We start from the raw sequence: 20,742 nt of genomic DNA on the forward strand, positions 1-20,742 counted from the left end.
TCAATCTGTCATCCTCCGGGCCCGCGAAGCGGGAACCGGGGGACCCATCTTTCCGCGTGAAAACTGCGGGGAGTCCTTCCGGAGCCGCCATGGGTCCCCCGGTCCGCTACGCGACCGGAGGATGACAGCTATTTTTGGTGTTTCGGTGGGCTAAACCCCCGCCCCTGTCCAGTCCCCGTACCCCGCCCCGTCCGGCTTGCGGCCGGTGAGCTTGGCGTTGAGGCGATGGATGGTGCGGCTGCCGGTGGTCTTGAACATCGCCGGCACGAGGCCGTGAACCAAGCAGGCCAGCCCCGCCGCCAGCAGGGTCAGCCCCACGCCCCAGGAGGCGCGGAAGTGTTCGGTATAGGTCTCGCCAACCGCGCGGGGGTGTGCGGTGAAGGGGTTGTCCATCGTCGGCCCTCGATGTGGTGGCCCTGCTTGGCAGGGGCTGGCGGCGGGATCAAGGCGGCAGGGTAATCGAAGCGGCGACCACTATAGCAGGAGCGGCCCCGGGGTAAGGCCCGATTGTTCAATGTTTTCCGCTATTTGATGCAGGGATGGCGGCTGTATTGAATGTCGGTGAAGCGACAATTTCATGGAGGTCGTGGCTGTAAAAGATGGCGGTCGAATGATGAAATTCAGCCCAGTTCGCGCGAGCGGGCGACGGCGGCGGCGACCGCCTGTTTCAACAACGGCTCGAGGCCCGATTCGGCCATCAGCACCTCCAGCGCCGCCTGGGTGGTGCCGCCGGGCGAGGTGACCTGGCGGCGCAGCTCGGCCGGCGGCGTGTCGCCCGAGGCCATCAGGGCGGCGGCGCCGGTCAGGGTGGAGCGGGCCAGCGTTGCGGCGGCCTCGGGGCTCAGGCCGGCGGCGACGCCCGCCGCCTCCAGCGCCTCGGTGAAGGCGTAGAGGTAGGCGGGGCCGGAGCCGCTGACGGCGGTGGCGGCGTGCATCAGGTCTTCGTCGGCGATCTCGACCACCTTGCCGAGCGGGTCGAACAGGGCGTGGGCGCGGGCCCGGGCCTGGGGGTCGGCGGCGCAGACGGATGCCGTGCCCTGGTTGATGGCGACGGCGGTGGTCGGCATGACGCGGGCCACCCGCAGGCCGCCGAAGGCCTGCGCGATGTCGGCGGCGGCGACGCCGGCGGCGATGGAGACGATCACGGCGTCGGGGGAGAGGTGGGCCGAGACCTGGGCGGCGGCCTCGCGCCAGACCTGGGGTTTGACGGCGAGGAGGACGGTGCGGCAGGCGCCGAGCTCGCTGTCCGGCGGATTGAGCCGCATGCCGTGGATGTCGGCGGCGCCGGGATTGGGATCGCGGATGTAGATCTCGGAGGCGGAAAAGGTCCCGGCCCGCCGCCAGCCCTCGATCATGGCGCCGCCCATGCGTCCGACGCCGAGGATGAGGAGAGGGGTCATGGGGGGCGGGTCCTGCGCTCGAACACTCCCTCCCCTTTATGGGGAGGGACAGCGAGGCGAAAGCCTCGCAGGGTGGGGTACGAAAATCAAAGGGCGCCAAACCCGAGGGATTGGCACCCGTCATCCGACTTCCCCACCCGTCACGCTGCGCGTGACACCCTCCCCATAAAGGGGAGGGAGGGCGCGAGCCCTTCACCGTCGGTGAAGCTACGCCCGGCCGACCGTCTCGAACATGCAGGCGGCCATGGCCTCTTCCGGCGATTTCGCGCCGGCCAGCAGGAAGTCGAAGGCCGGGTAGAAGCGGTCGGCGGCTTCCATCGCCACGTCGATCATTGCGGCCGTCTGGGCCGGGGTCGGGCGTTCGGCGCCGAACAGGCCCATGGCGTGGCGGAAGACCACCTCGCCGTCGTCGGCCCAGATCTCGAAATGGCCCTGCCAGAGGCGCTGGTTGACCAGGTTGGCGAGGTCACAGGCCTTGCCGCGCGTGGCCTTGCCGGCCTTCAGGTCGATGGAGAGGCACAGCTGCAGACACTCGGCCTCGGGCCGCCAGGCGAACCACAGCTCGTAGTCCTTCCAGTCACCGGCCAGGGAGAAGGCGAGATCGCCGTCCTCGGTGCGGTCGAAGGCCAGGTTTTCCGCCGAGAGGACGTGTTCGACCACCTCGAGCGGGTCGAGCGCCAGGAAGGCTTCGTCGTCTTCGGGAGCTGAAATGTCCATCGGTCTTACCGTCCTTTGGAAGGCAGGCGGCGACGGTGGAGGTTCCCCCGAATCACCTGCACGTCCCGACCCTAGTCCTGTTCGTTTACGAGGTCACAACCGCTTCATTCGCGGCGGGAGCGCTACTCGCCCTTTGTCGTTTCAGGCGCCGCACCCTTGAGGGCGGCGACTTCGGCGCGCAGGGCGGCGATCTCGGCTTTCAGGGCCTCGAACTCGTCGCGGCGGATCAGGTCGAGTTCGGCGGCGAAACGGTCGCCCTGGGCGCGGAAGGCGGCCTTGGCTTCTTCGCCGGCGGCCTGGGCGAGGCCGGCGGCCGCGGTGGTCAGCTTGGCGATCTCGTCCAGGAAGGGGTTCTGGGTGTGCATGGCTTAACTCATATGGGAAACGATTGGTGAATGCGAAGGAGATTAGCTAGGACATCCCCAAGTTTCGTCTCTTTCGTGGTCGCGCGTTTGGCCCGATAACCGGTTCCCACTTATCGGAACGCGCTAAGCGAGGTTAACGTCCGTGCCCTTCCCTGACATCAGCCCCTACGTCGGCGGCTGGACCATCGAGCTGTTCGGCGGCACCTTCGGGATCCGCTGGTACGCCCTGGCCTATGTGGCCGGCATCCTGCTGGGCTGGCGCTACGCCGTGCGGCTGGCGCGCAATCCGAAACTGTGGGGCGGCCAGACGCCGACGGCCAACGCGGCCCAGATCGACGACCTGATCCTGTGGGTGACGCTGGGGGTCATCCTCGGCGGGCGGCTGGGCTATGTGCTGTTCTACCAGCCGCACCTGATCTGGGAGAACCCGGCCGAGATCATCAAGATCTGGCAGGGCGGCATGAGCTTCCACGGCGGCCTCTTGGGAGTGATCGCGGCGCTGGTCTTCTTCGCCCGCGGAAACAAGATCGACCTGATCAAGCTGGGCGATCTGGTGGCGCCGGCGGTGCCCATCGGCCTGTTCTTCGGCCGGGTGGCCAACTTCATCAACGGCGAGCTGTGGGGCCGGCCGACGACCATGCCCTGGGGCGTCATCTTCCCCGGCGCCGACGGCTTCCCGCGCCATCCGAGCCAGCTCTATGAGGCGGCGCTGGAGGGGATCGTGCTGTTCCTGGTGCTGCGCTGGGCGACGCACAGCAAGCTCTGGCTGCAGCGGCGGGGCGTGGTCTGCGGGCTGTTCCTGGCCGGCTACGGCCTGGTGCGGATGGCGCTGGAGAATGTGCGCGAGCCCGACAGCTTCCTCTCCGACCTGTTCGGCCTGGGCGGCAGCGTGACCATGGGCATGCTGCTTTCGCTGCCGATGCTGGTCGGCGGGGCCTGGCTGATCTGGCGGGGGCTGAAAGAGCCGGTGGCAGTTGTGAAGACCGACGCCGCCCCGGCGAAGGAAGAGGACGCCAAGTCGGCCCCATGAGCTTGAAAGAACGGCTGAAGGCCGAGATCGCGGCGGGCGGGCCGATCCCGGTCGCCGACTACATGGTGCGTTGCCTGCACGACGGCAGGGACGGCTACTACGCCACCCGGCCGGGCTTGCCCGGTCTTGGGGGCGGCGACGGCGACTTCGTCACCGCCCCGATGGTCAGCCAGATGTTCGGCGAGCTGATCGGCCTGTGGTGCGTCGAGAGCTGGACGCGGCTGGGCAGGCCGGGGCGCTTCCGGCTGGTCGAGATGGGGCCCGGCGACGGGACCCTGATGAGCGACCTGTTGCGCGCCGTGCGGCTGGCCCCCGATTTCCTGGCCGCCGCCGACCTGTGGCTGGTCGAGACCTCCGGGCCGTTGAAGACGGCGCAGGATGCCAAGCTGGCCGGTTCGGGCGCGCAGTGGGCCGACAGCCTGGACGCCGTGCCGGGCGGGGCGCCGTTGATCCTGATCGCCAACGAGCTGTTCGACTGCCTGCCGGCCCGCCAGTATGTGCAGACGCCGGGCGGCTGGGTCGAGCGGCTGGTGGGCCTGACGCCGGACGGCGAACTGACCTTCGGCCTGGCGCCGAGCGAGCATGGCGAGACGCCGGCTGAGGGGGCGATGATCCTGGAGGTCTCGCCGGCCCAGGACGCGCTGGCGGCGGCGATCGCCACGCGGGTGGTCGAGGACGGCGGCGCCGCCCTGATCGTCGACTACGGCCGCGACAAGCCGGAGTTCGGCGACACCCTGCAGGCGCTGAAAGGTCATGAGAAGGTCGGGGCGCTGGATTTCCCGGGCGAGTCCGATCTCACGGTGCATGTCGACTTCCCCAGCCTGCTGACCGCCGCCCGCGAGGCCGGCGCCGAGGCGGCCGACCCCGTGCCGCAGGGTCTGTTCCTGGGGCGGCTGGGAATCCAGCATCGGGCCGAGGCGCTGATCGCGGCGCGGCCGGATCGCTCGATGGTGATTGGGCGACAGCTGGCGCGCCTGGTGGCGCCGGACCAGATGGGCGAGCTGTTCAAGGTGGTGAGCATCCACCAGCCGGGGTTTGTCCCGCCGGGGTTTGAGAGCGCCTGACGACAGCGCCCGATAATCCGGGGACACTATATAGATTTCCGCATCCCGCGACCTGCCAGTCCTCCGATGGCGGCGGCGAAAATCTATATAGTGTCCCCGGATTATCGGCCACCGGCGGTGGAAGTCCTGTCGCTGACCGGCGTTCTCCGCGCTTGCTAATAACTGACCAGTCAGTTATTAAGGCGTCATGCAACCCGGTCCCCCCAAGTTCCAACGCCGCAAGGAAGACCGTCCCGGCGAGATCGTCGCGGCGGCCCTGGCGGTGTTTTCCGAGAAGGGCTTCGCGGCCGCCAAGCTGGATGAGATCGCCCGGCGGGCCGGGGTCTCGAAGGGGGCGCTGTATCTCTATTACGAGACCAAGGAAGACATCTTCCACGCGGTGGTGAAGACCGCCGTCGCCCCCGACATCGAGGTGGTGAAAAGCCGGCTGGAGGCCTTCCCCGGGCCGTTCGGCGGGCTGTTGGAGATCTTCCTGCCGACCATCGCCGGCATCCTGTCGGTGTCGCCGGTGGCCGGCATCGGCAAGATGGTGATCAGCGAGGGGCGCAATTTCCCGGAGCTGGCCCGCTATTGGCACGACGAACTGGTCGCGCCGATGATCGGCCTGGTCAGCGGCCTGATCGCCCGGGCCCAGGATCGCGGCGAGGTGCGGCCCGGCGATCCGAAGCTGTTCGCCGTCCAGATGGTCGCCCCCTTCCTGATGGCCCTGCTCTGGCGCGAGACCTTCGTGCCGGTCGGGGCCAAACCGTTCGATCTCAACCTCCTGGCCGCCCAGCACCTCGCCGTGCTGAAGGACGGCTTGTTGATCGGGAGCGCGTCATGAAGCGTCCGCCCAAAGCTGTCCTGATCGGCCTGGGGGCCGTGATCATCGCCGCCGTCGCGGCCTGGGCCTTCTGGCCCAAGGGCGGGCCCGAGCCGCTGACCGGCTATGTCGAGGGCGAGACCCTGTATTTCGCCGCCCCGCAGTCGGGGGCCCTGACGGCGCTGAACGTCGAGCGCGGCCAGCGGGTGGCGGCCGGGGCGCCGCTGTTCCAGGTCGATCCGGGCACGGCGCGGGCCCAGGAAGCCCAGGCCGCGGCCCAGGCGGCGGCGGCCCAGGACCGGGCGGTCGATGCGCTGAAAGGTCAGCGGCCGCAGGAGCTGGCGGTCATCCAGGCGCAGCGGGCCAGTGCGAAAGCGCAGCTCGACCAGGCCGAGGCCGATTTCCGCCGGGTGCAGACCCTGGCGGCCAAGGGCATCTATGCGCCGGCCAGGCTGGACCAGGCGCGGGCCAGCGCCCAAGTGGCGCGGGCGCAGTACCAGGAGACGGTCAAGCGGCTGGACGTCGCCGAGCTGGGGGCCCGCGAGGACCAGGCCCGGGCGGCGGCGGCCGAGGCCCAGGGCGCGCAGGCGGGCCTGAGCGAAGCGGAGATCCGCGCCCGCCAGCTGGCCCCCGTGGCCCCGACGGCCGGGCGGATCGAGGATGTCTTCTACAGGCCCGGCGAATGGGCGGTGGCCAACACGCCGGTCGTCGCCCTGCTGCCCGACGCGCGGGTCAAGCTGCGTTTCTATGTGCCGGAGACCGAGGTGACGCGGTATCGGCCGGGTGGCCGGGTGCGGTTCAGTTGCGACGGTTGCAAGGGGGGCGAGGCGAGGATCGCCTACGTCAGTCCGCGCCCGGAGTTCACCCCGCCGGTGATCTACAGCCGGGGCAATCGCGAGCGGTTGGTGTTCCTGGTCGAGGCGACGCCGGAAGCGCCGCGAGAGCTGGCGCCGGGGCAGCCGGTGGACATTGAAAGGCTGGGTCGGTGAGCGGCGCAATCCGAGCCCTTCTCCCGCTTGTCGGGAGAAGGTGGCCGCGAAGCGGTCGGATGAGGGCAGCGCCGGCCATCGACGACTGCGTTCGTTCTGGCGCCGTCGGCAAGGCCGCCAACCTTCCAATGCCGGCGCTGCCCTCATCCGACCCCCGTCGGGGGCCACCTTATCCCGACAAGCGGGAGAAAGGCTGGGTCGGTGAGCGGCGCAATCCGAGACCTTCTCCCGACAAGCGGGAGAAGGGACGGTGACTTCCCTCGCCATCGACGTCCACGGCCTCAACAAGGCCTTCGGCGACAAGCACGTCGTGCGCGATCTCGACATCCAGGTGCAGTCCGGGAAGGTCACCGGCTTCCTCGGCCCCAACGGCTCGGGCAAGACCACCACCATGCGGATGCTGTGCGGCCTCTTGACCCCCGACAGCGGCGAGGGCGAGGTGCTGGGGCTGGATTTCCGCAAGGAGGCGCGGGTCATCAAGCGGCGCACCGGCTACATGACCCAGAAGTTCTCGCTCTATGACGACCTGACCATCGCCGAGAACCTGGAGTTCACCGCCCGGGTCTATGGCATGGACGGCCGGCGCAAGCGGGTCGACGAGGCGCTGGAGAAGCTGGGCCTGAGCTCGCGGCGGAGTCAGCCGGCCGGGGCGCTGTCGGGGGGGTGGAAACAGCGACTGGCGCTGGCGGCGGCGACCCTGCATGAGCCGGACCTCCTGCTGCTCGACGAGCCGACAGCCGGGGTCGACCCCAAGGCCCGGCGGGAGTTCTGGGACGAGATCCACGCCCTGGCGGCCGGCGGGCTGACGGTGATGGTCTCCACCCACTACATGGACGAGGCCGAGCGCTGTCACGACATCGCCTACATCGCCTACGGCCGGCTGATGGCGCGAGGGACGACGGCGGAACTGATCGACCAGTCGCGGCTGGTCACCTATCGCGCCGAGGGCGCCACTCAAGAAGGAATGGGCGCCGATCATCTGTCCACGGAGCTTTCGCAAAAGCCGGGCGTCGAGATGGCCGCGCCGTTCGGCTCCGCCCTGCATGTCAGCGGCACCGACCGCGCCGCCCTGGAGGCCGCCATCGCCCCCTATCGCCGGCCGGGCCTGACCTGGAGCGAGACGCGTCCGACCATCGAGGACGTCTTCATCCATCTGATGAACCAGGCGGAGGACAACTTCGCATGAATGGGCAACGCATCCTGGCGGTGCTGATCAAGGAGTTCATCCAGCTCACCCGCGACCGGCTGACCTACGCCATGATCCTGGCCATCCCGATCGTGCAGCTGTTGCTGTTCGGCTATGCCATCAACAACGATCCGCGCCACCTGCCGGCCATCGTGCTGGACCAGGACCGCAGCGCCTTTTCCCGCTCCGTCCTCGTCGCCCTCGACAACACCCAGTATTTCCGCTTCGTCGAGGAGGCCCACAGTCCCGCCGAGCTCGACGCCGCCATCGAGGAGGGCCGGGCCCAGTTCGCCATCACCATTCCGCAGGACTTCGGCCGCCGGGTGGTGCGCGGCGACAAGGCCCAGGTCCTGATCGAGGCCGACGCCTCCGATCCGACCACGGTCGGCGGGGCGGTGGCGGCGGTGTCCGGCCTGACCAGCCAGGCGCTGAGCCACGACCTGACCGGTCCGCTGGCGGGCAAGGCGGCGTCGGCGCCGTTCGAGGTGGTCGTCCACCGGCGCTATAACCCCGAGAACATCACCGCCTACAACATCGTGCCGGGCCTGCTGGGCGTCGTGCTTTCCATGACCCTGGTGATGATGACCGCCCTGGCCCTGACCCGCGAGCGCGAGCGGGGGACCATGGAGAGCCTGCTGTCGACGCCGGTCGAGCCGCTGGAGGTGATGATCGGCAAGCTGGCGCCCTATGTGGTCATCGGCCTGATCCAGACGGCGATCATCCTGATCTTCGCCAAGCTCCTGTTCGATGTGCCGTTCGTCGGCGGCTGGGGGGCGTTGAGCCTGGGGGTGATGCTGTTCATCGTCGGGTCGCTGAGCCTGGGCTTCCTGTTCAGCACCCTGGCCAAGAGCCAGCTGCAGGCCATGCAGATGTCCTTCTTCTACCTGCTGCCCTCGATCCTGCTGTCGGGCTTCATGTTCCCGTTCCGCGGCATGCCCGGCTGGGCCCAGGCGATCGGCGAGGTCATCCCGGTCACCCATTTCCTGCGCATCGTGCGGGGGGCCCTGCTGAAGGGCGTCGGGGTCGAGCATGCCTGGGGGAGCCTGTTGGCGCTCACATTGTTCGTGGCGGTGGTCACCGGGCTGGCGATGAGTCGCTATCGCACGACCCTGGACTAGACAAAGCGCGCCGGCTCACGCATCCCCCGCCCATGGCGGTCTATACGGACATCACCGACGAGGAGCTGGAAGGCTTTCTCGCCCGATACGATCTGGGCGAGCCGCTGGCGTTCAAGGGCATCGCCGAGGGCATCCAGAACTCCAACTTCCTGCTGGAGACGGCGGGCGGACGGTTCATCCTGACCGTCTATGAGCGCGGGGTGACGGCGCAGGAACTGCCCTACTTCCTCGATCTGATGGGTTACCTGGCCGAGGCCGGCTTTCCCTCGGCGCGGCCGATCCCCGACCGCGAGGGCGTGGTGCTGCAGTCGATCCGCGGCAAGCCGGTGGCGCTGGCCCAGTTCCTGCCCGGCCTGTCGGCGCGGCGGCCGACGGTCGCCCAGTGCCGGCAGGCGGGCGAGGGCCTGGCCTGGCTGCACCAGGCGGGCGCCGGCTTTGCGGGACGGCGGGTCAATGACCTGGGCCAGGCGGCCTGGGCGCCGTTGTTCAAGGGGCTGGAAGGCGCCGCCGAGGGGCTGAAGCCCGGGCTGTCGGCGACGATCGCGGCCGACCTGGCGCATCTGGCGGCGCACTGGCCGAAAGAGCTGCCGGCCGGGGTGATCCACGCCGACTTCTTCCCCGACAATGTCTTCTTCCGCGAGGGGCGGTTCGCCGCCGCCATCGACTTCTACTTCGCCTGCGACGACGCCTATGCCTACGACTTGGCGGTGACCCTCAACGCCTGGTGTTTCGAGAGCGCCGGGGAGTTCAACATCACCGCCGGCAAGGCGCTGCTGGCCGGCTATGAGGCGCGGCGGCCCTTGAGCGACGCCGAGCGGGCGGCGCTGCCGGTGCTGGCCCATGGGGCGGCGATGCGGTTTTTCCTCACCCGGCTGGCCGACTGGATCAGCACGCCGGCGGGGGCTCTGGTCAAGCCGAAGGATCCGATGGAATACGAACGCAAGCTGGCGGTCCACCGGGCCGGCCTATCGATCCTGACGGACGCCGTATGACCCCCAAGGTGGTGATCTATACCGACGGCGCCTGCCGGGGAAATCCCGGGCCGGGCGGCTGGGGCGCGGTCTTGATGATGGGCAAGCACATCAAGGAGCTGAAGGGCGGCGAGCCGGCGACGACCAACAACCGCATGGAGCTGATGGCGGCGATCCAGGCGCTGGAGGCGCTCAACAAGCCCTGCACGGTCGAGCTGCACACCGACAGCAAATACGTCCAGCAGGGCATCAAGGAGTGGCTGCACCTGTGGAAGGCGCGCGGCTGGAAGACCTATTCCAAGGGGGCGGTCAAGAACGACGACCTGTGGAAGCGGCTGGACCAGGCGCGGCTGCGGCACGAGGTCGACTGGCGCTGGATCAAGGGCCACGCCGGCCATGAGTGGAACGAGCGGGCCGACGTGCTGGCCGGCGAGGGCATGCGCGAGGCGCTCGGGGAAGCCTGAGTCCGGCGAAGGCTTGACAAGTTCAGCGTTGAACGAGTTAATTGGTTCAACGTTGAACGAAAGGCGCGTGCGCCATGGACCGTCGAAACTTCATCTCCCTGGTCGGCGGCGGCGTGGTGATGGCCGCCGGGCTTTCCGGCTGCGCCAAGGGGCCGGACGCCAGCGTCGCCTGGGTCTCGCCCGGCTCGTCGGAGCGGGACGTGCGCCGCTACGCCCTGGCCCACGCCATCCTCGCCCCCAACCCGCACAACCGCCAGCCCTGGCTGGCCCGGCTGGACGGCGAGGACACGGTCACCCTGTTCATCGACCGGACGCGCCTGCTGCCGGCCACCGACCCGTTCAGTCGCCAGATCGTCATCGGCTGCGGGGCCTTCCTGGAGCTGCTGGCCATCGCCGCCGGGGCCAAGGGCTATACCGCGACCGTGACCGCCTTCCCGGACGGACAGCCGGCCGACACCCTGGATGACCGGCCGTTCGCGCGGGTTGTCTTCGCCAGGGGCGGGACGCTCGACCCGCTGTTCCGCCACATTCTCCGTAGACGGACGGTTCGCGAGCCATTCGACAGAACCCGCAAGCTGCCGGCCGCCGACCTGGCCGCCCTGCAGGCCGTCGCCGGCGAGGGACTGCGCGCCGGGGCCGCGACGACGGGAGCGTCGTTCGACGGCTGCAGGGTCGTCACCTTCGAGGCCTTCGAACGGGAGTGCGATACCCCGGCGGCGCACCAGGAGACGGTCAACCTGATCCGCATCGGCGACAGGGAGATCGCCGAGCACCGCGACGGCATCTTCCTGCGCGGTCCCGGAATCGAGGCGCTCAAGACGGTCGGCCTGCTGACCCGCGAGACCCTGGCCAAGCCCGGGAGCCAGGCTTTCAAGCGGGCCAAGAGCTTCGCCGCGCCGCAGAGCGCCACTGCCGCCGCCTTCATCTGGCTGATCAGCGACGGAAACGACCGACTGGCCCAGATCGCCTCCGGCCGGGCCTACGCCCGCATGACCCTGGAGGCCACGGCCCGCGACATCGCCCTCCAGCCGATGAGCCAGGCCCTGCAGGAGTATCCGGAGATGGCGCCGCTGAAGGCCGAGATCGACAGGCTGGTTGGCGTTCAGAGCGGCGAGCGGCTGCAGATGCTGGTCCGGGCCGGCTACGCCAAGGACGTGGTTCCGGCCCCGCGCAAGGGCCTCGACGATCTGTTCCGGCCCAATCCTTTGAGGGGCGCCTGATGGCCCTGAAGGACCGGCCCGACGTCTCGGTGCTGACCGAGATCGGCATCATTTCGCAGCTGTCCAACGCGGCGCTGGAACGCAGCCTGCCCGAGGGGATGAGCGCCGCTCAGTTCGGAGTGCTGACCCACTTCATGCGGCGTGGCGGCGAGGAGAGTCCGGCGAAACTGGCGGCGGCCTTCCAGGTCACCAAGGGGGCGATGACCAACACCCTGCAGCGGCTGGAGGGGCAGGGGTTCGTCGCAGTGGTGGGAGATGCGGTCGACGGGCGGAAGAAACGGGTGTCGCTGACGGCGGAGGGCGCGCGGGCCTACGAGGCCGGGCTGATGGCGCTGCGGCCGCGCATGGAGGGGCTGCGGGAGGCGTTCACCGACGCGGAGTTCGCGGCGGCGCTGCCGTTCCTGAAGGCGCTGCGGATGTGGATGGACGAGAACCGGTAGAGCCCCCTCCCCTTCCGACTATCCCGACGAAAGTCGGGACCCAGCTGGCAAACCAGAGGACAGGCTGGCGCTGATCAGAGCCGCACCCGGCGCCGTGAGTGGACACTGGGTCCCGACTTTCGTCGGGATGATCGGATTTTGGGTGGGGCTGCCCCTAAGCCGCCTTCACCCGCAGGCTCGCCGCAGAAATCACTTCCAGCACCTGCACCGGCTTGCCCGGGATGAGCGCGTCATCGCTGAGCGCGTCCCATTCCTTGCCTTCGACATGCACCCGGCCACGGCCTTCGGCGAAGATGCTGGCCGCTTCGCCGCGGGCCCCGATCAGGCGGGTGATGTTGTCGTTGATGTCCGGTCCGTCGCCCGAGATGTTGCGCGGCAGGTAGCGCCGCGCCGTCACCGTGACGCCGATGGTGATCACCGCGTAGATCAACAGGTGCACCGCGACGTTGGACGGCAGCACGAAGGTCAGCGCCGCCATCACCGCCGCCGTCACCGCCGGCCAGAGCAGCCAGCCGGACCCCGTCATCAGTTCGGCCCCGAGAATGACCGCCCCGAGGGCCAGCCAGAACCAGACCGCATGCAGGGCGTAGAGGGCTTCCATGGGTTAGCTCCTCGGAGTCCGGGGCGGCGGCGACGGGGCGACGCGCGCGTCGCCGCCGCTCAAGGTCTTCACCAGCTCGCCGATGCCGGCGATGGAGCCGGTCAGGCCGGCGAAGTCGGCCGGGACGATGACCGTCTTCTGCTGCGGGCTGGAGGCCAGCAGGGCGAAGGCTTCGACGTACTTCTGGGCGATGAAGTAGTTGATGGCGTTGACGTCGCCGCGGGCGATGGCTTCCGAGACGAAGGCGGTGGCCTTGGCTTCGGCTTCGGCTTCGCGTTCGCGGGCCTCGGCGTCGCGGAAGGCGGCTTCCTTGCGGCCCTCGGCCTGCAGGATGGCCGACTGCTTGGCGCCCTCGGCTCTAGCGATCTGGCTCTGCTTTTCGCCGTCGGCCTCGGTGATCACGGCGCGGCGTTCGCGTTCGGCCTTCATCTGGCGGGCCATGGCGTTGGTGATGTCCGGCGGCGGGGTCAGATCCTTGATCTCGATGCGCGTCGCCTTGACGCCCCAGGGGTTGGTGGCATGGTCGATGGTGGCCAGCAGGCGGCTGTTGATCTGGTCGCGCTGGCTGAGCACCTCGTCCAGCTCCATCGAGCCGACCACGGTCCGCAGGTTGGTCATGCACAGCTGGGCGATGGCGTAGTTGAGGTTGTCGACCCGGTAGGCGGCGTTGGCGGCGTCCATCACCTGGATGAAGACGATGCCGTCGACCTTCACCACCGCGTTGTCCTTGGTGATGACTTCCTGCTGCGGCACGTCCAGCACCTGTTCCATCATGTTTACTCGCCGGCCGATCGTCTCGATGAACGGGGTGAGGATGGAGATGCCGGGCTTGAGGGTGCGGGTGTAGCGGCCGAACCGCTCGACGGTGAACTCGCGCCCCTGGGGTACGATCTTGAGCACGCTGAAGACGAGGAACAGCGCGACCGCCACAAGGATCAGCGCGAAAATCCAGAACATCGGTAGGCCCTCCCAATCTGAACTTGAGATGACCCTAGCCGAGGTTCCCTTCAAGGGCGAGCCACGCCGAATATCCCAACAGTTGTTGGGCTATTCCTGCGGTTCGGCCGCGGGCGTTTCCCCGTCCTTGAAGGCCGGATCGTCCGGGCCCATGCGCTTGACCGTCCGCACCGAATTGGCGAGCCGCTTGGACAGGCCCTCGCCCTTGCGGGCCACGGCCAGCTCGGCCTTGCGGCTGTCGGGGCCGCAGGCCGGGAACTGCGACTGGCGGGCGGCGAAACCGCTGTTGAACGCCTGCTTGAGGCGGGCCTCGAAGTCGGCGTCGGCCGCCTCGGTGTTGATCAGCTCGGCCATACGGTCGCGCCAGTGCTGGTCGCCGTCGCCGTTGCAGACCTGGCGCAGGGCGTGAGATTCGCCAATGGCGTAGGCCAGGTCGACCAGGGCCTGGCGCTCGGGCGGCGGGCGTTCCTGGGCCAACGCCGGCGTGGCGAGGAGGGCGCAGAGGGCCAGAACGGGAAGGACGCGTTTCATGGTCCGCATCTGGTTCAAGTCTCGCGCCAAGTTCAAGCCCGTTCCCGTGACCGGTTAGCCCAGCATGATGGCGCTGAGCAGGCGGCCGTAGTCGGGCTCGCCGGCCTTGAAGGCGCGGCGGTTGGAATAGAAGAGATCGCTTTCCGTGCAGGTGTCGCGCCCGACCCATTCGGCTTGCTGCACCCCCGCCTGCGCCAGGCGCGACAGCACGAAGCCCGGCAGGTCAAACTGCCGCTTTCCGGGGACGCCGGGGACGAACCAGGCGGCGTGGGCCGGGTCGGCCTCCAAGAAGGTCGCCTCGAACTCCTCGCCGACCTCGTAGGAGGCCTGGGCGATGCAGGGGCCGACGGCGGCGACCATGTTGGCGCGATCCGCCCCCAGCCGCTCCATGGCCGCGACGGTTTCGGCGACGATGCCGGCCCCACCCTTAGGGCCCAGGGCGCCCTTCCAGCCGGCGTGGGCGGCGGCGACCACCCGGGCCTGGGGGTCGGCGATCAGCACCGGGGCGCAGTCGGCGTGCAGGGCGCCGCAGACGACGCTGCGCTGGTCGGTGACCACGGCGTCGCCCTCGGGGCGATAGCGGCCCCAGGGCGCCTCGGCGGTCAGGGCCCGGGCCGAGTGGATCTGATAGCAGGTGTTCAGGGCGTCAGGCATGACGCCGAACCAGCCGGCGGCGCGGGCCCGGTTCTCCTCGACATCGGCGGCCTCGTCGGACGAGCCGCGGCCGACGTTCAGGCTATCGAACAAGCCTTTGGAGACCCCGCCCTGGCGGGTGAAAAAGGCGTGGCGCACGCCCGGCAAGGCCGCCAACAGCGGCGACTGGACCGGGCTGAGACTCACGCCGTCAGCACGCGCGGCAGCTTGAAGCGCACCGTCTCGCGGGTCGGGGCGACTTCCTCGACAGTGATGTCGAACCGGCGTTCCAGCCGCTCGATCAGTTCCTGCACCAACAGTTCGGGGGCCGAGGCGCCGGCGGTGATGCCGATGCTGGCCACCCCGTCCAGCCAGGCGTCCTTCAGGTCGGCGGCCTTGTCGATCAGATAGGCGCCCTTGACCCCGGCCCGCTTGCCGACCTCGACCAGCCGCACGCTGTTGGAGCTGTTGGCGGAACCGATGACCAGCAGCACCTCGCTGGCCTCGGCGATGGCTTTCACCGCCTCCTGGCGGTTGGTGGTGGCGTAGCAGATGTCTTCCTTATGCGGCGTCGAGATGCCGGGGAAGCGGGCCTGCAGGGCCTCGATGATCTCGGCGGTGTCATCGACCGACAGGGTGGTCTGGGTGACGAAAGCGACGTTCATCGGATCGATGGGATCGAAGCGGGCGACGTCCTCGACGGTCTCGATCAGCTTGACCACCCCCTCGGGCAGCTGGCCCATGGTGCCGACCACTTCCGGGTGGCCCTTATGGCCGATCAGCACGATCTCGCGGCCGTGCTCGTGATGGCGCTGGGCCTCGACATGGACCTTGGAGACCAGCGGGCAGGTGGCGTCGAGATACAGCATCTGCCGCTCGCGGGCCTCGGCCGGCACGCTTTTGGGCACGCCGTGGGCCGAGAAGATGATCGGCCGGTCGACGGGGCATTCGGAGGTCTCCTCGACGAACACCGCCCCCATGGCCTTCAGCCGGTCGACGACGAAGCGGTTGTGGACGATCTCGTGGCGCACATAGACCGGCGCGCCGTACTTCTCGATGGCCCGCTCGACGATCTGGATCGCCCGATCGACGCCGGCGCAGAAGCCGCGCGGGCTGGCGAGAAGGACCTTCAGCGAAGGCTTGGCGGCGACGGTTGCATCCATGCCGCCTAGTTAGGGCTTCGGGCCCCCCACCGCCAGCCTGAACACGGCGAGGCGCGGCGAAACGCCCGCCCGGTTCGCCTCGCACGCTTCGTTGCGTTGCAGGGCCACGCATATGCCTTTATCAGCGGGAACTAACTTACCGGAGGCCGCAGTGCGCGGTCGCCACCTTCTAAGACCTGTCGGGACCCGCATGCGCCGTTTCTTCACCTACGCCCTCGCGGGCCTGATCCTCGTTTCCGCGCCCGCCGCCATGGCCCAGAGCCCCCGCGGCGGCGGTCAGGACCGCCGGCAGGAGGAAGAGTCCGCCAAAAAGAAAAAGACCGACAAGGAGTGGAACCAGCCGGAAGCCCCGCTGCCCGCCCTGCGCAACGCCGGTCCCTGCCCCTATGTGAAGGTGCTCTACGACGCCGGCCGCTACATCGAATTCGAGGGCGGCAAGGAATCAGCCAACACCGTCGTCTACAGCGGCGAGATCCAGGGCCTGTCGTCGGGGTGCGAGTACAAGGACGACGAGCCGATCCGGGTCGCCGTCGAGGTGCTGTTCGGCCTGGGCAAGGGCCCCAAGGCGACCAGCGACCGCAAGACCTACCGCTACTGGGTGGCCGTCACCACGCGCAACTCGGCGGTGATCTCCAAGGAGTACTTTGACCTGCCGGTGAAGTTCGACGACGACCGCACCATGGTCACCGAAAAGCTGGAAGGCATCGTCATCCCACGCGCGACCATGGAAACCAGCGGCGCCAACTTCGAGGTGCTGATCGGCTTCGACGTCACCCCGCAGATGGCCGAGTTCAACCGCGACGGCAAACGCTTCCGCGTCTCCGCCGGCGCTCCTAAAGCGGCCGACTCCAACTAGCCGTTTGCGAAGTCTAGAATAGTTACATGACCGATCTGAAGAGGACGCTTGGCGAGGCGGCCGCAGCCGCGTTCGCCCAACTGGGGATTCCGGCCGAGCTCGGCCGGGTCACCCCGTCCGACCGCCCCGACCTTGCCGACTTCCAGTCCAACGGCGCCATGGCCGGCGCCAAGGCCGCCGGCAAGCCACCGCGCGAAATCGCCCAGTTCGTCGTCGAGCAGCTGACCGGCAACCCGAACCTGGCCTCGGTGGAGATCGCCGGCCTGGGCTTCATCAACATGCGGGTCAGCCCGGCCGCCCTGTCCAGCAGGGCCAATGAGATCGCCGCCGACCCGCGCAAGGGCGCGGTCGAGGTCGAAGAAGGCCGCCGGGTGATCATCGACTACGCCGGCCCCAACGTCGCCAAGCCGATGCATGTCGGCCACCTGCGCGCCTCGATCATCGGCGAGGCGGTCAAACGCATCTACCGCTTCCGCGGCGACGTGGTGCTGGGCGACGCCCACTTCGGCGACTGGGGCTTCCAGATGGGGCTGCTGATCGTCGCGGCCATGGACGAGTTCCCCTTCGTCCGCGCCCTGATGGAGCGGCTGGTCACCGCCCCGGGCGGCTTCTCCGAGGCCGACAGCCAGCGGGTGCTGCAGGAACTGGGCAACCACATCACCCTGGCCGATCTGGACCGGATGTATCCTGAGGCCGCCGGCAAGGCCAAGACCGACGTCGACTACCGCGACCGGGCCCGCAAGGCGACGGCCGAGCTGCAGGGCGGCCGGTTCGGCTACCGCCTGCTGTGGAAGCACTTCGTCAATGTCAGCCGGGTGGCGCTGGAGCGCGAGTTCCACGCCCTGGGCGTCGACTTCGACCTGTGGAAGGGCGAGAGCGACGCCGATCCGCTGATCGCCGGCATGGTCGACGAGCTGCAGGCCAAGGGCCTGCTGGTCGAGGACCAGGGGGCGCGGGTGGTGCATGTCGCCCGCCCCGGCGAGACCAAGAAGAAGAAGCTGGAGGACGGCTCGACCGTCACCGTCCCTTCGCCCGACCCGCTGCTGGTGGTGTCGTCCGAGGGCTCGGCCATGTACGGCACGACGGACCTGGCGACCATCCTGGATCGCCGCAAGAGCTTCGATCCGCAGCTGATCCTCTACTGCGTCGACCAGCGCCAGGCCGACCACTTCGAGCAGGTGTTCCGCGCCGCCTACCTGGCCGGCTACGCCGCGCCCGGCGGGCTGGAGCACATCGGTTTCGGCACCATGAACGGCCCGGACGGCAAGCCGTTCAAGACCCGCGAAGGCGGGGTGCTGAAGCTGCACGACCTGATCGAGATGGCCCGCGCGAAGGCCCGGGACCGGCTGCATGAGGCGGGCCTGGGCAGCGAGTTCCCGCCCGAGGAGTTCGAGGACGTCGCCCATAAGGTGGCGGTCGCGGCCCTGAAGTTCGCCGACCTCAGCAACTATCGCGGCACCAGCTACATCTTCGACCTCGACCGCTTCACCGCCTTCGAGGGCAAGACCGGACCCTACCTGCTGTACCAGGCGGTGCGGATCAAATCGGTGCTGCGCCGGGCCGAAGCGGAGGGGGCCACTCCCTCCAAGGTGTCGGTCAAGGAGCCGGCCGAGCGCGAGCTGGTGCTGATGCTCGACGCCTTCGACGCGGCGGTGACCGAGGCCTACGACAAGAAGGCCCCCAACTTCGTCGCCGACCACGCCTTCAAGCTGGCCCAGACGTTTTCGAAGTTCTACGCCGCCTGCCCGATCATGAGCGCCGAGACCGACGCCGTGCGCGGCAGCCGCCTGCGACTGGTGCGGGCGACGCTGGAGCAGCTGGAACTGGCGCTGGAGCTGCTGGGCATCGAGACGCCGGAGCGGATGTAGGTCTGCGAAGGCGCCCTCCCTCCCCTTTATGGGGAGGGACAGACGGCGAAGCCGTCAGGGTGGGGAACTCACGTTCAAGCCGGGACGGTGGCTGGTCTTGGAATCCCAAGACCACGCGCTCTGGGTGGACTGCATCCGACTACCCCACCCGTCACGCTGCGCGTGACACCCTCCCCATAAAGGGGAGGGAGCGCGACGCCGGTGTCAGTGCCCGCACTTGCCGCAGCCGCCCTTGCCGCCATGGCCGCCATGGCCACCCTTGTGGCCGCCGCGGCCGCCGATGCGGATGCTGACCCCGACGCTGGCCCGGGCCGAGGCGAACGCCGTCGCCCCCGCGCCGGCTTCGGCATAGCCGCCCCCGCCGCCGCCTCCACCGCCGTCGATGTATTCCGGGCCGACCCCGCCGCCGCCCCAGAAGAAGCTGTCGCTCAGGCGGATCTCGCCGCAGCTTTCCAGCAATCGCCCCCGCGCATCGTAGCGCTGACGGCACCGGTCACGGTCCCAGTCAGCGCGGTCGTCATCGCGGCGGTCCCAGCCGCCGCGTTCCTCATAGCCCCAGCTGTAGCCCCCGCGCTCCGCGTAGGAGGTCCGGCGCGCGCCGTAGCGATCCTCGCGCGCTTCGTAGACCAGCCCACCGCCGGTCCGGGCCTGCTCGTCGTGATAGACCGGCTCGCCGACGTAACCGCGCGGCTCTTCGTAATGGGCCGGCTCGCCGACATAGCCACCCTCGTCGTAGCGGACGGGCGGGGCGGCTCGCGGCGGCTCTTCGATCACATAGCCCGGCGGCAGGCAGTAGCCCTGGCAGTTGACCTCGCCGCGCACGGCCGCTCCGCCGCTCTCGCTGGCTTCGCGGCGATAGCTGTAGGCCTCGCCGCCTGAGGCTTGGCGCTGGTAGGCGTAGGCGTCATCGGCATAGCCGGCCGCCGGGGCGCGATAGGGCTCGCGCTCGGCGGCCGGCAGCGACACCGGCCAAAGCGCCAGGGCGCCCGCCAGCAGCAGGGCGGTGTTTCGCAACGCACGCGTCATGGGCCGAACTCCTGGCGCAGATACAGGACCGGCAGGCTACGCCTCGAAAGGAGGCTCAGCGACGCTCTGCGCCCGGCGGGCGAGGGGCAGGGTTAAGGCGCCGCGTGGTTGGTGCTTTTTAACCCTGTCCGGCGCCGCCCTAGAAATCGACAGCGATTCCCTTGCGTTCCCAGTCGCCGAAGCGGGTCGGCTCTGGTCCGGCCGGGCCGCCGTCCTCGGGCGGACGCGTCTCCGGCGGAGCCGCGGCCTTGCGCGCCGCCGCCTCCTCCAGCGCCCGGCGCGCCGCCGGCGTCAGCACCTTCCCGGGCGCGGCGCCGGGGACTTCAGCCACCGCCTCCTGACCAAGATTTAATCGAACACCGTCTTGCGGTTCGTCAGCCATGATGGTCTACGCGCGCTCCCAACAACAACGACAAGTATAGGGAAAGATTACAACCATGTCACGTTGGCCTTATGTGTTTTTCGCCGCCGCCTGCTTCTACATCATGATCGGCGTCTGCTGGGGGATGTACATGGGCATCACCCATGATGTCGCCACGGCTCCCGGTCACGCCCACCTCAACCTTCTGGGCTTCGTCAGCCTGTCGATCATGGGCGGCTTCTACGCCTTGCTCGGCAAGGAGACGCCTGGCTGGCTGATCGCCGTCAACTTCGGTTTGATGAACCTGGGCGTCTGCCTGCTGGCGCCCGCCCTGTTCCTGCTGCTGTCGCAGCGGGTCGAGGTGGCCCAGGTCGTTCCGGTGTTCATGATCGGCGAATTCTCCATCCTGTTCGGCTTCCTGGCCTTCGGCGCCGCCGTCATCGGCGGTCTGCGCCGGGCGGGCAAGGCGCGGTCCGGGCTCCGGACTTTCGCCGCCGCTTGATCAAACGGGGGAACGCTGTTCTCCTGCTGGGGCGGCTTCCGGAGGGGGGGGGGGGGCCCCTTTTTCCTGCCGTTCGGGGGAACGACCATGCCGAAAGTCTCACTGGCCTTCCTGACCACCGCCGCCCTCATCGCCCTGGCCGGCATGGCCTGGGGCACCTACATGGCGATCAGCCGGGATCATTCGCTGAGCCCTGCCCACGCCCACCTCAACCTGCTGGGCTTCGTCTGCCTGTCGATCATGGGCGGCGTCTACGCCCTGCCGGGCATGCGCTACAATACCAGACTGGCCTGGGCCAACTTCGGCCTCTCGGCGTTTGGCGCGGTGGCGATGGGCGCCCTGCTGCCGCAGGTGCTGATGGAGAAGCTGCCCGGTCCGGTGATGATGGCCGCGGAAGTCCCGACCATCCTCGGCATGCTGCTGTTCATCGTCTCCCTGCTCGGCAACTGGCGCAAGCCGGCCGCCGCCTGAATGCCTT

General features: G+C 68.9%; 25 protein-coding genes. 14 read left to right on the forward strand and 11 right to left on the reverse strand.

Annotated features, from left to right (window positions below; genetic code table 11):
- Nucleotides 1–150 precede the first annotated feature (150 nt).
- From AC1RSK_RS11570 to AC1RSK_RS11585, 4 genes are all read right to left on the reverse strand, one after another.
- Entirely contained in the window at nt 151–393 is a 243-nt protein-coding gene (locus tag AC1RSK_RS11570; protein WP_492907687.1) for a DUF6356 family protein, read from the reverse strand.
- A gap of 227 nt (nt 394–620) precedes the next feature.
- Complete coding sequence (gene proC, locus AC1RSK_RS11575; protein ID WP_492907688.1) at nt 621–1,400, reverse strand: pyrroline-5-carboxylate reductase; 780 nt, start codon at nt 1,398–1,400, stop codon at nt 621–623.
- 207 nt (nt 1,401–1,607) lie between these two features.
- Entirely contained in the window at nt 1,608–2,117 is a 510-nt protein-coding gene (locus tag AC1RSK_RS11580; RefSeq protein WP_492907689.1) for a type III secretion system chaperone family protein, read from the reverse strand.
- Between the two features lie 122 nt (nt 2,118–2,239).
- On the reverse strand, nt 2,240–2,482 hold the full coding sequence (locus tag AC1RSK_RS11585) for an accessory factor UbiK family protein (RefSeq protein WP_492907690.1): 243 nt from the start codon (nt 2,480–2,482) through the stop codon (nt 2,240–2,242).
- Nucleotides 2,483–2,624: 142 nt separating this feature from the next.
- On the opposite strand from AC1RSK_RS11585, the gene lgt reads away from it, so the two are divergent.
- From lgt to AC1RSK_RS11635, 10 genes are all read left to right on the forward strand, one after another.
- Complete coding sequence (gene lgt / locus AC1RSK_RS11590) at nt 2,625–3,512, forward strand: prolipoprotein diacylglyceryl transferase (protein WP_492907691.1); 888 nt, start codon at nt 2,625–2,627, stop codon at nt 3,510–3,512.
- Nucleotides 3,509–4,576 carry a class I SAM-dependent methyltransferase gene (locus AC1RSK_RS11595; RefSeq protein WP_492907692.1) on the forward strand — a complete coding sequence of 356 codons (1,068 nt, stop codon included), beginning with the start codon at nt 3,509–3,511 and terminating at the stop codon, nt 4,574–4,576. The genes lgt and AC1RSK_RS11595 overlap by 4 nt, the downstream gene beginning before the upstream one ends.
- A 187-nt stretch (nt 4,577–4,763) precedes the next feature.
- On the forward strand, nt 4,764–5,399 hold the full coding sequence (locus AC1RSK_RS11600; protein ID WP_492907693.1) for a TetR/AcrR family transcriptional regulator: 636 nt from the start codon (nt 4,764–4,766) through the stop codon (nt 5,397–5,399).
- Nucleotides 5,396–6,367 carry an HlyD family secretion protein gene (locus AC1RSK_RS11605; RefSeq protein ID WP_492907694.1) on the forward strand — a complete coding sequence of 324 codons (972 nt, stop codon included), beginning with the start codon at nt 5,396–5,398 and terminating at the stop codon, nt 6,365–6,367. Before AC1RSK_RS11600 ends, AC1RSK_RS11605 begins: the two co-directional genes overlap by 4 nt.
- A gap of 250 nt (nt 6,368–6,617) precedes the next feature.
- The gene (locus AC1RSK_RS11610) at nt 6,618–7,553 is read left to right on the forward strand and encodes an ABC transporter ATP-binding protein (protein WP_492907695.1); all 936 of its coding nucleotides are present in this window, start codon (nt 6,618–6,620) and stop codon (nt 7,551–7,553) included.
- Complete coding sequence (locus tag AC1RSK_RS11615; protein WP_492907696.1) at nt 7,550–8,671, forward strand: ABC transporter permease; 1,122 nt, start codon at nt 7,550–7,552, stop codon at nt 8,669–8,671. The genes AC1RSK_RS11610 and AC1RSK_RS11615 overlap by 4 nt, the downstream gene beginning before the upstream one ends.
- Nucleotides 8,672–8,703: 32 nt before the next feature.
- On the forward strand, nt 8,704–9,663 hold the full coding sequence (gene thrB / locus AC1RSK_RS11620; RefSeq protein ID WP_492907697.1) for a homoserine kinase: 960 nt from the start codon (nt 8,704–8,706) through the stop codon (nt 9,661–9,663).
- Entirely contained in the window at nt 9,660–10,106 is a 447-nt protein-coding gene (gene rnhA, locus AC1RSK_RS11625; RefSeq protein ID WP_492907698.1) for a ribonuclease HI, read from the forward strand. Before thrB ends, rnhA begins: the two co-directional genes overlap by 4 nt.
- 74 nt (nt 10,107–10,180) lie before the next feature.
- A complete protein-coding gene (locus AC1RSK_RS11630; protein ID WP_492907699.1) occupies nt 10,181–11,326 on the forward strand; it encodes an Acg family FMN-binding oxidoreductase in 1,146 nt (381 codons plus the stop codon).
- Nucleotides 11,326–11,766, forward strand: a complete 441-nt coding sequence (locus AC1RSK_RS11635; protein WP_492907700.1) for a MarR family winged helix-turn-helix transcriptional regulator — start codon at nt 11,326–11,328, stop codon at nt 11,764–11,766. Before AC1RSK_RS11630 ends, AC1RSK_RS11635 begins: the two co-directional genes overlap by 1 nt.
- A gap of 154 nt (nt 11,767–11,920) precedes the next feature.
- Here the strand turns inward: AC1RSK_RS11635 and AC1RSK_RS11640 are convergent, their stop codons facing one another.
- The 5 genes from AC1RSK_RS11640 to ispH all read right to left on the reverse strand — a co-directional run bounded on the left by AC1RSK_RS11640 (nt 11,921) and on the right by ispH (nt 15,651).
- Entirely contained in the window at nt 11,921–12,367 is a 447-nt protein-coding gene (locus tag AC1RSK_RS11640) for an NfeD family protein (protein WP_492907701.1), read from the reverse strand.
- 3 nt (nt 12,368–12,370) lie between these two features.
- Nucleotides 12,371–13,324 (reverse strand): SPFH domain-containing protein, encoded by a 954-nt coding sequence (locus AC1RSK_RS11645; RefSeq protein ID WP_492907703.1) that lies wholly within the window; start codon nt 13,322–13,324, stop codon nt 12,371–12,373.
- A gap of 90 nt (nt 13,325–13,414) precedes the next feature.
- Nucleotides 13,415–13,855, reverse strand: a complete 441-nt coding sequence (locus tag AC1RSK_RS11650) for a TIGR02301 family protein (protein WP_492907704.1) — start codon at nt 13,853–13,855, stop codon at nt 13,415–13,417.
- A 54-nt stretch (nt 13,856–13,909) separates the two neighbouring features.
- Complete coding sequence (gene pgeF / locus AC1RSK_RS11655; RefSeq protein ID WP_492907705.1) at nt 13,910–14,695, reverse strand: peptidoglycan editing factor PgeF; 786 nt, start codon at nt 14,693–14,695, stop codon at nt 13,910–13,912.
- Nucleotides 14,692–15,651 carry a 4-hydroxy-3-methylbut-2-enyl diphosphate reductase gene (gene ispH / locus AC1RSK_RS11660; RefSeq protein ID WP_492907707.1) on the reverse strand — a complete coding sequence of 320 codons (960 nt, stop codon included), beginning with the start codon at nt 15,649–15,651 and terminating at the stop codon, nt 14,692–14,694. Before ispH ends, pgeF begins: the two co-directional genes overlap by 4 nt.
- Nucleotides 15,652–15,841: 190 nt before the next feature.
- Between ispH and AC1RSK_RS11665 the strand changes: the two genes are divergently transcribed.
- Together AC1RSK_RS11665 and AC1RSK_RS11670 are read left to right on the forward strand one after the other, a co-directional pair.
- Nucleotides 15,842–16,507: a Tat pathway signal sequence domain protein gene (locus AC1RSK_RS11665; protein WP_492907708.1), complete on the forward strand. Its 666-nt coding sequence runs from the start codon at nt 15,842–15,844 to the stop codon at nt 16,505–16,507.
- 26 nt (nt 16,508–16,533) lie between these two features.
- Nucleotides 16,534–18,375 (forward strand): arginine--tRNA ligase, encoded by a 1,842-nt coding sequence (locus AC1RSK_RS11670; protein ID WP_492907709.1) that lies wholly within the window; start codon nt 16,534–16,536, stop codon nt 18,373–18,375.
- A 204-nt stretch (nt 18,376–18,579) separates the two neighbouring features.
- Here the strand turns inward: AC1RSK_RS11670 and AC1RSK_RS11675 are convergent, their stop codons facing one another.
- Complete coding sequence (locus tag AC1RSK_RS11675; RefSeq protein ID WP_492907710.1) at nt 18,580–19,401, reverse strand: hypothetical protein; 822 nt, start codon at nt 19,399–19,401, stop codon at nt 18,580–18,582.
- Nucleotides 19,402–19,540: 139 nt separating this feature from the next.
- On the reverse strand, nt 19,541–19,783 hold the full coding sequence (locus AC1RSK_RS11680; RefSeq protein ID WP_492907711.1) for a DUF1674 domain-containing protein: 243 nt from the start codon (nt 19,781–19,783) through the stop codon (nt 19,541–19,543).
- A gap of 55 nt (nt 19,784–19,838) precedes the next feature.
- Between AC1RSK_RS11680 and AC1RSK_RS11685 the strand changes: the two genes are divergently transcribed.
- Both AC1RSK_RS11685 and AC1RSK_RS11690 read left to right on the forward strand, forming a co-directional pair.
- On the forward strand, nt 19,839–20,264 hold the full coding sequence (locus AC1RSK_RS11685; protein ID WP_492907712.1) for a hypothetical protein: 426 nt from the start codon (nt 19,839–19,841) through the stop codon (nt 20,262–20,264).
- Between the two features lie 87 nt (nt 20,265–20,351).
- The gene (locus AC1RSK_RS11690; RefSeq protein WP_492907713.1) at nt 20,352–20,735 is read left to right on the forward strand and encodes a hypothetical protein; all 384 of its coding nucleotides are present in this window, start codon (nt 20,352–20,354) and stop codon (nt 20,733–20,735) included.
- Nucleotides 20,736–20,742: the final 7 nt, after the last annotated feature.

The sequence above is a fragment of the Caulobacter sp. GW821-FHT11A05 genome (genome assembly GCF_058809015.1).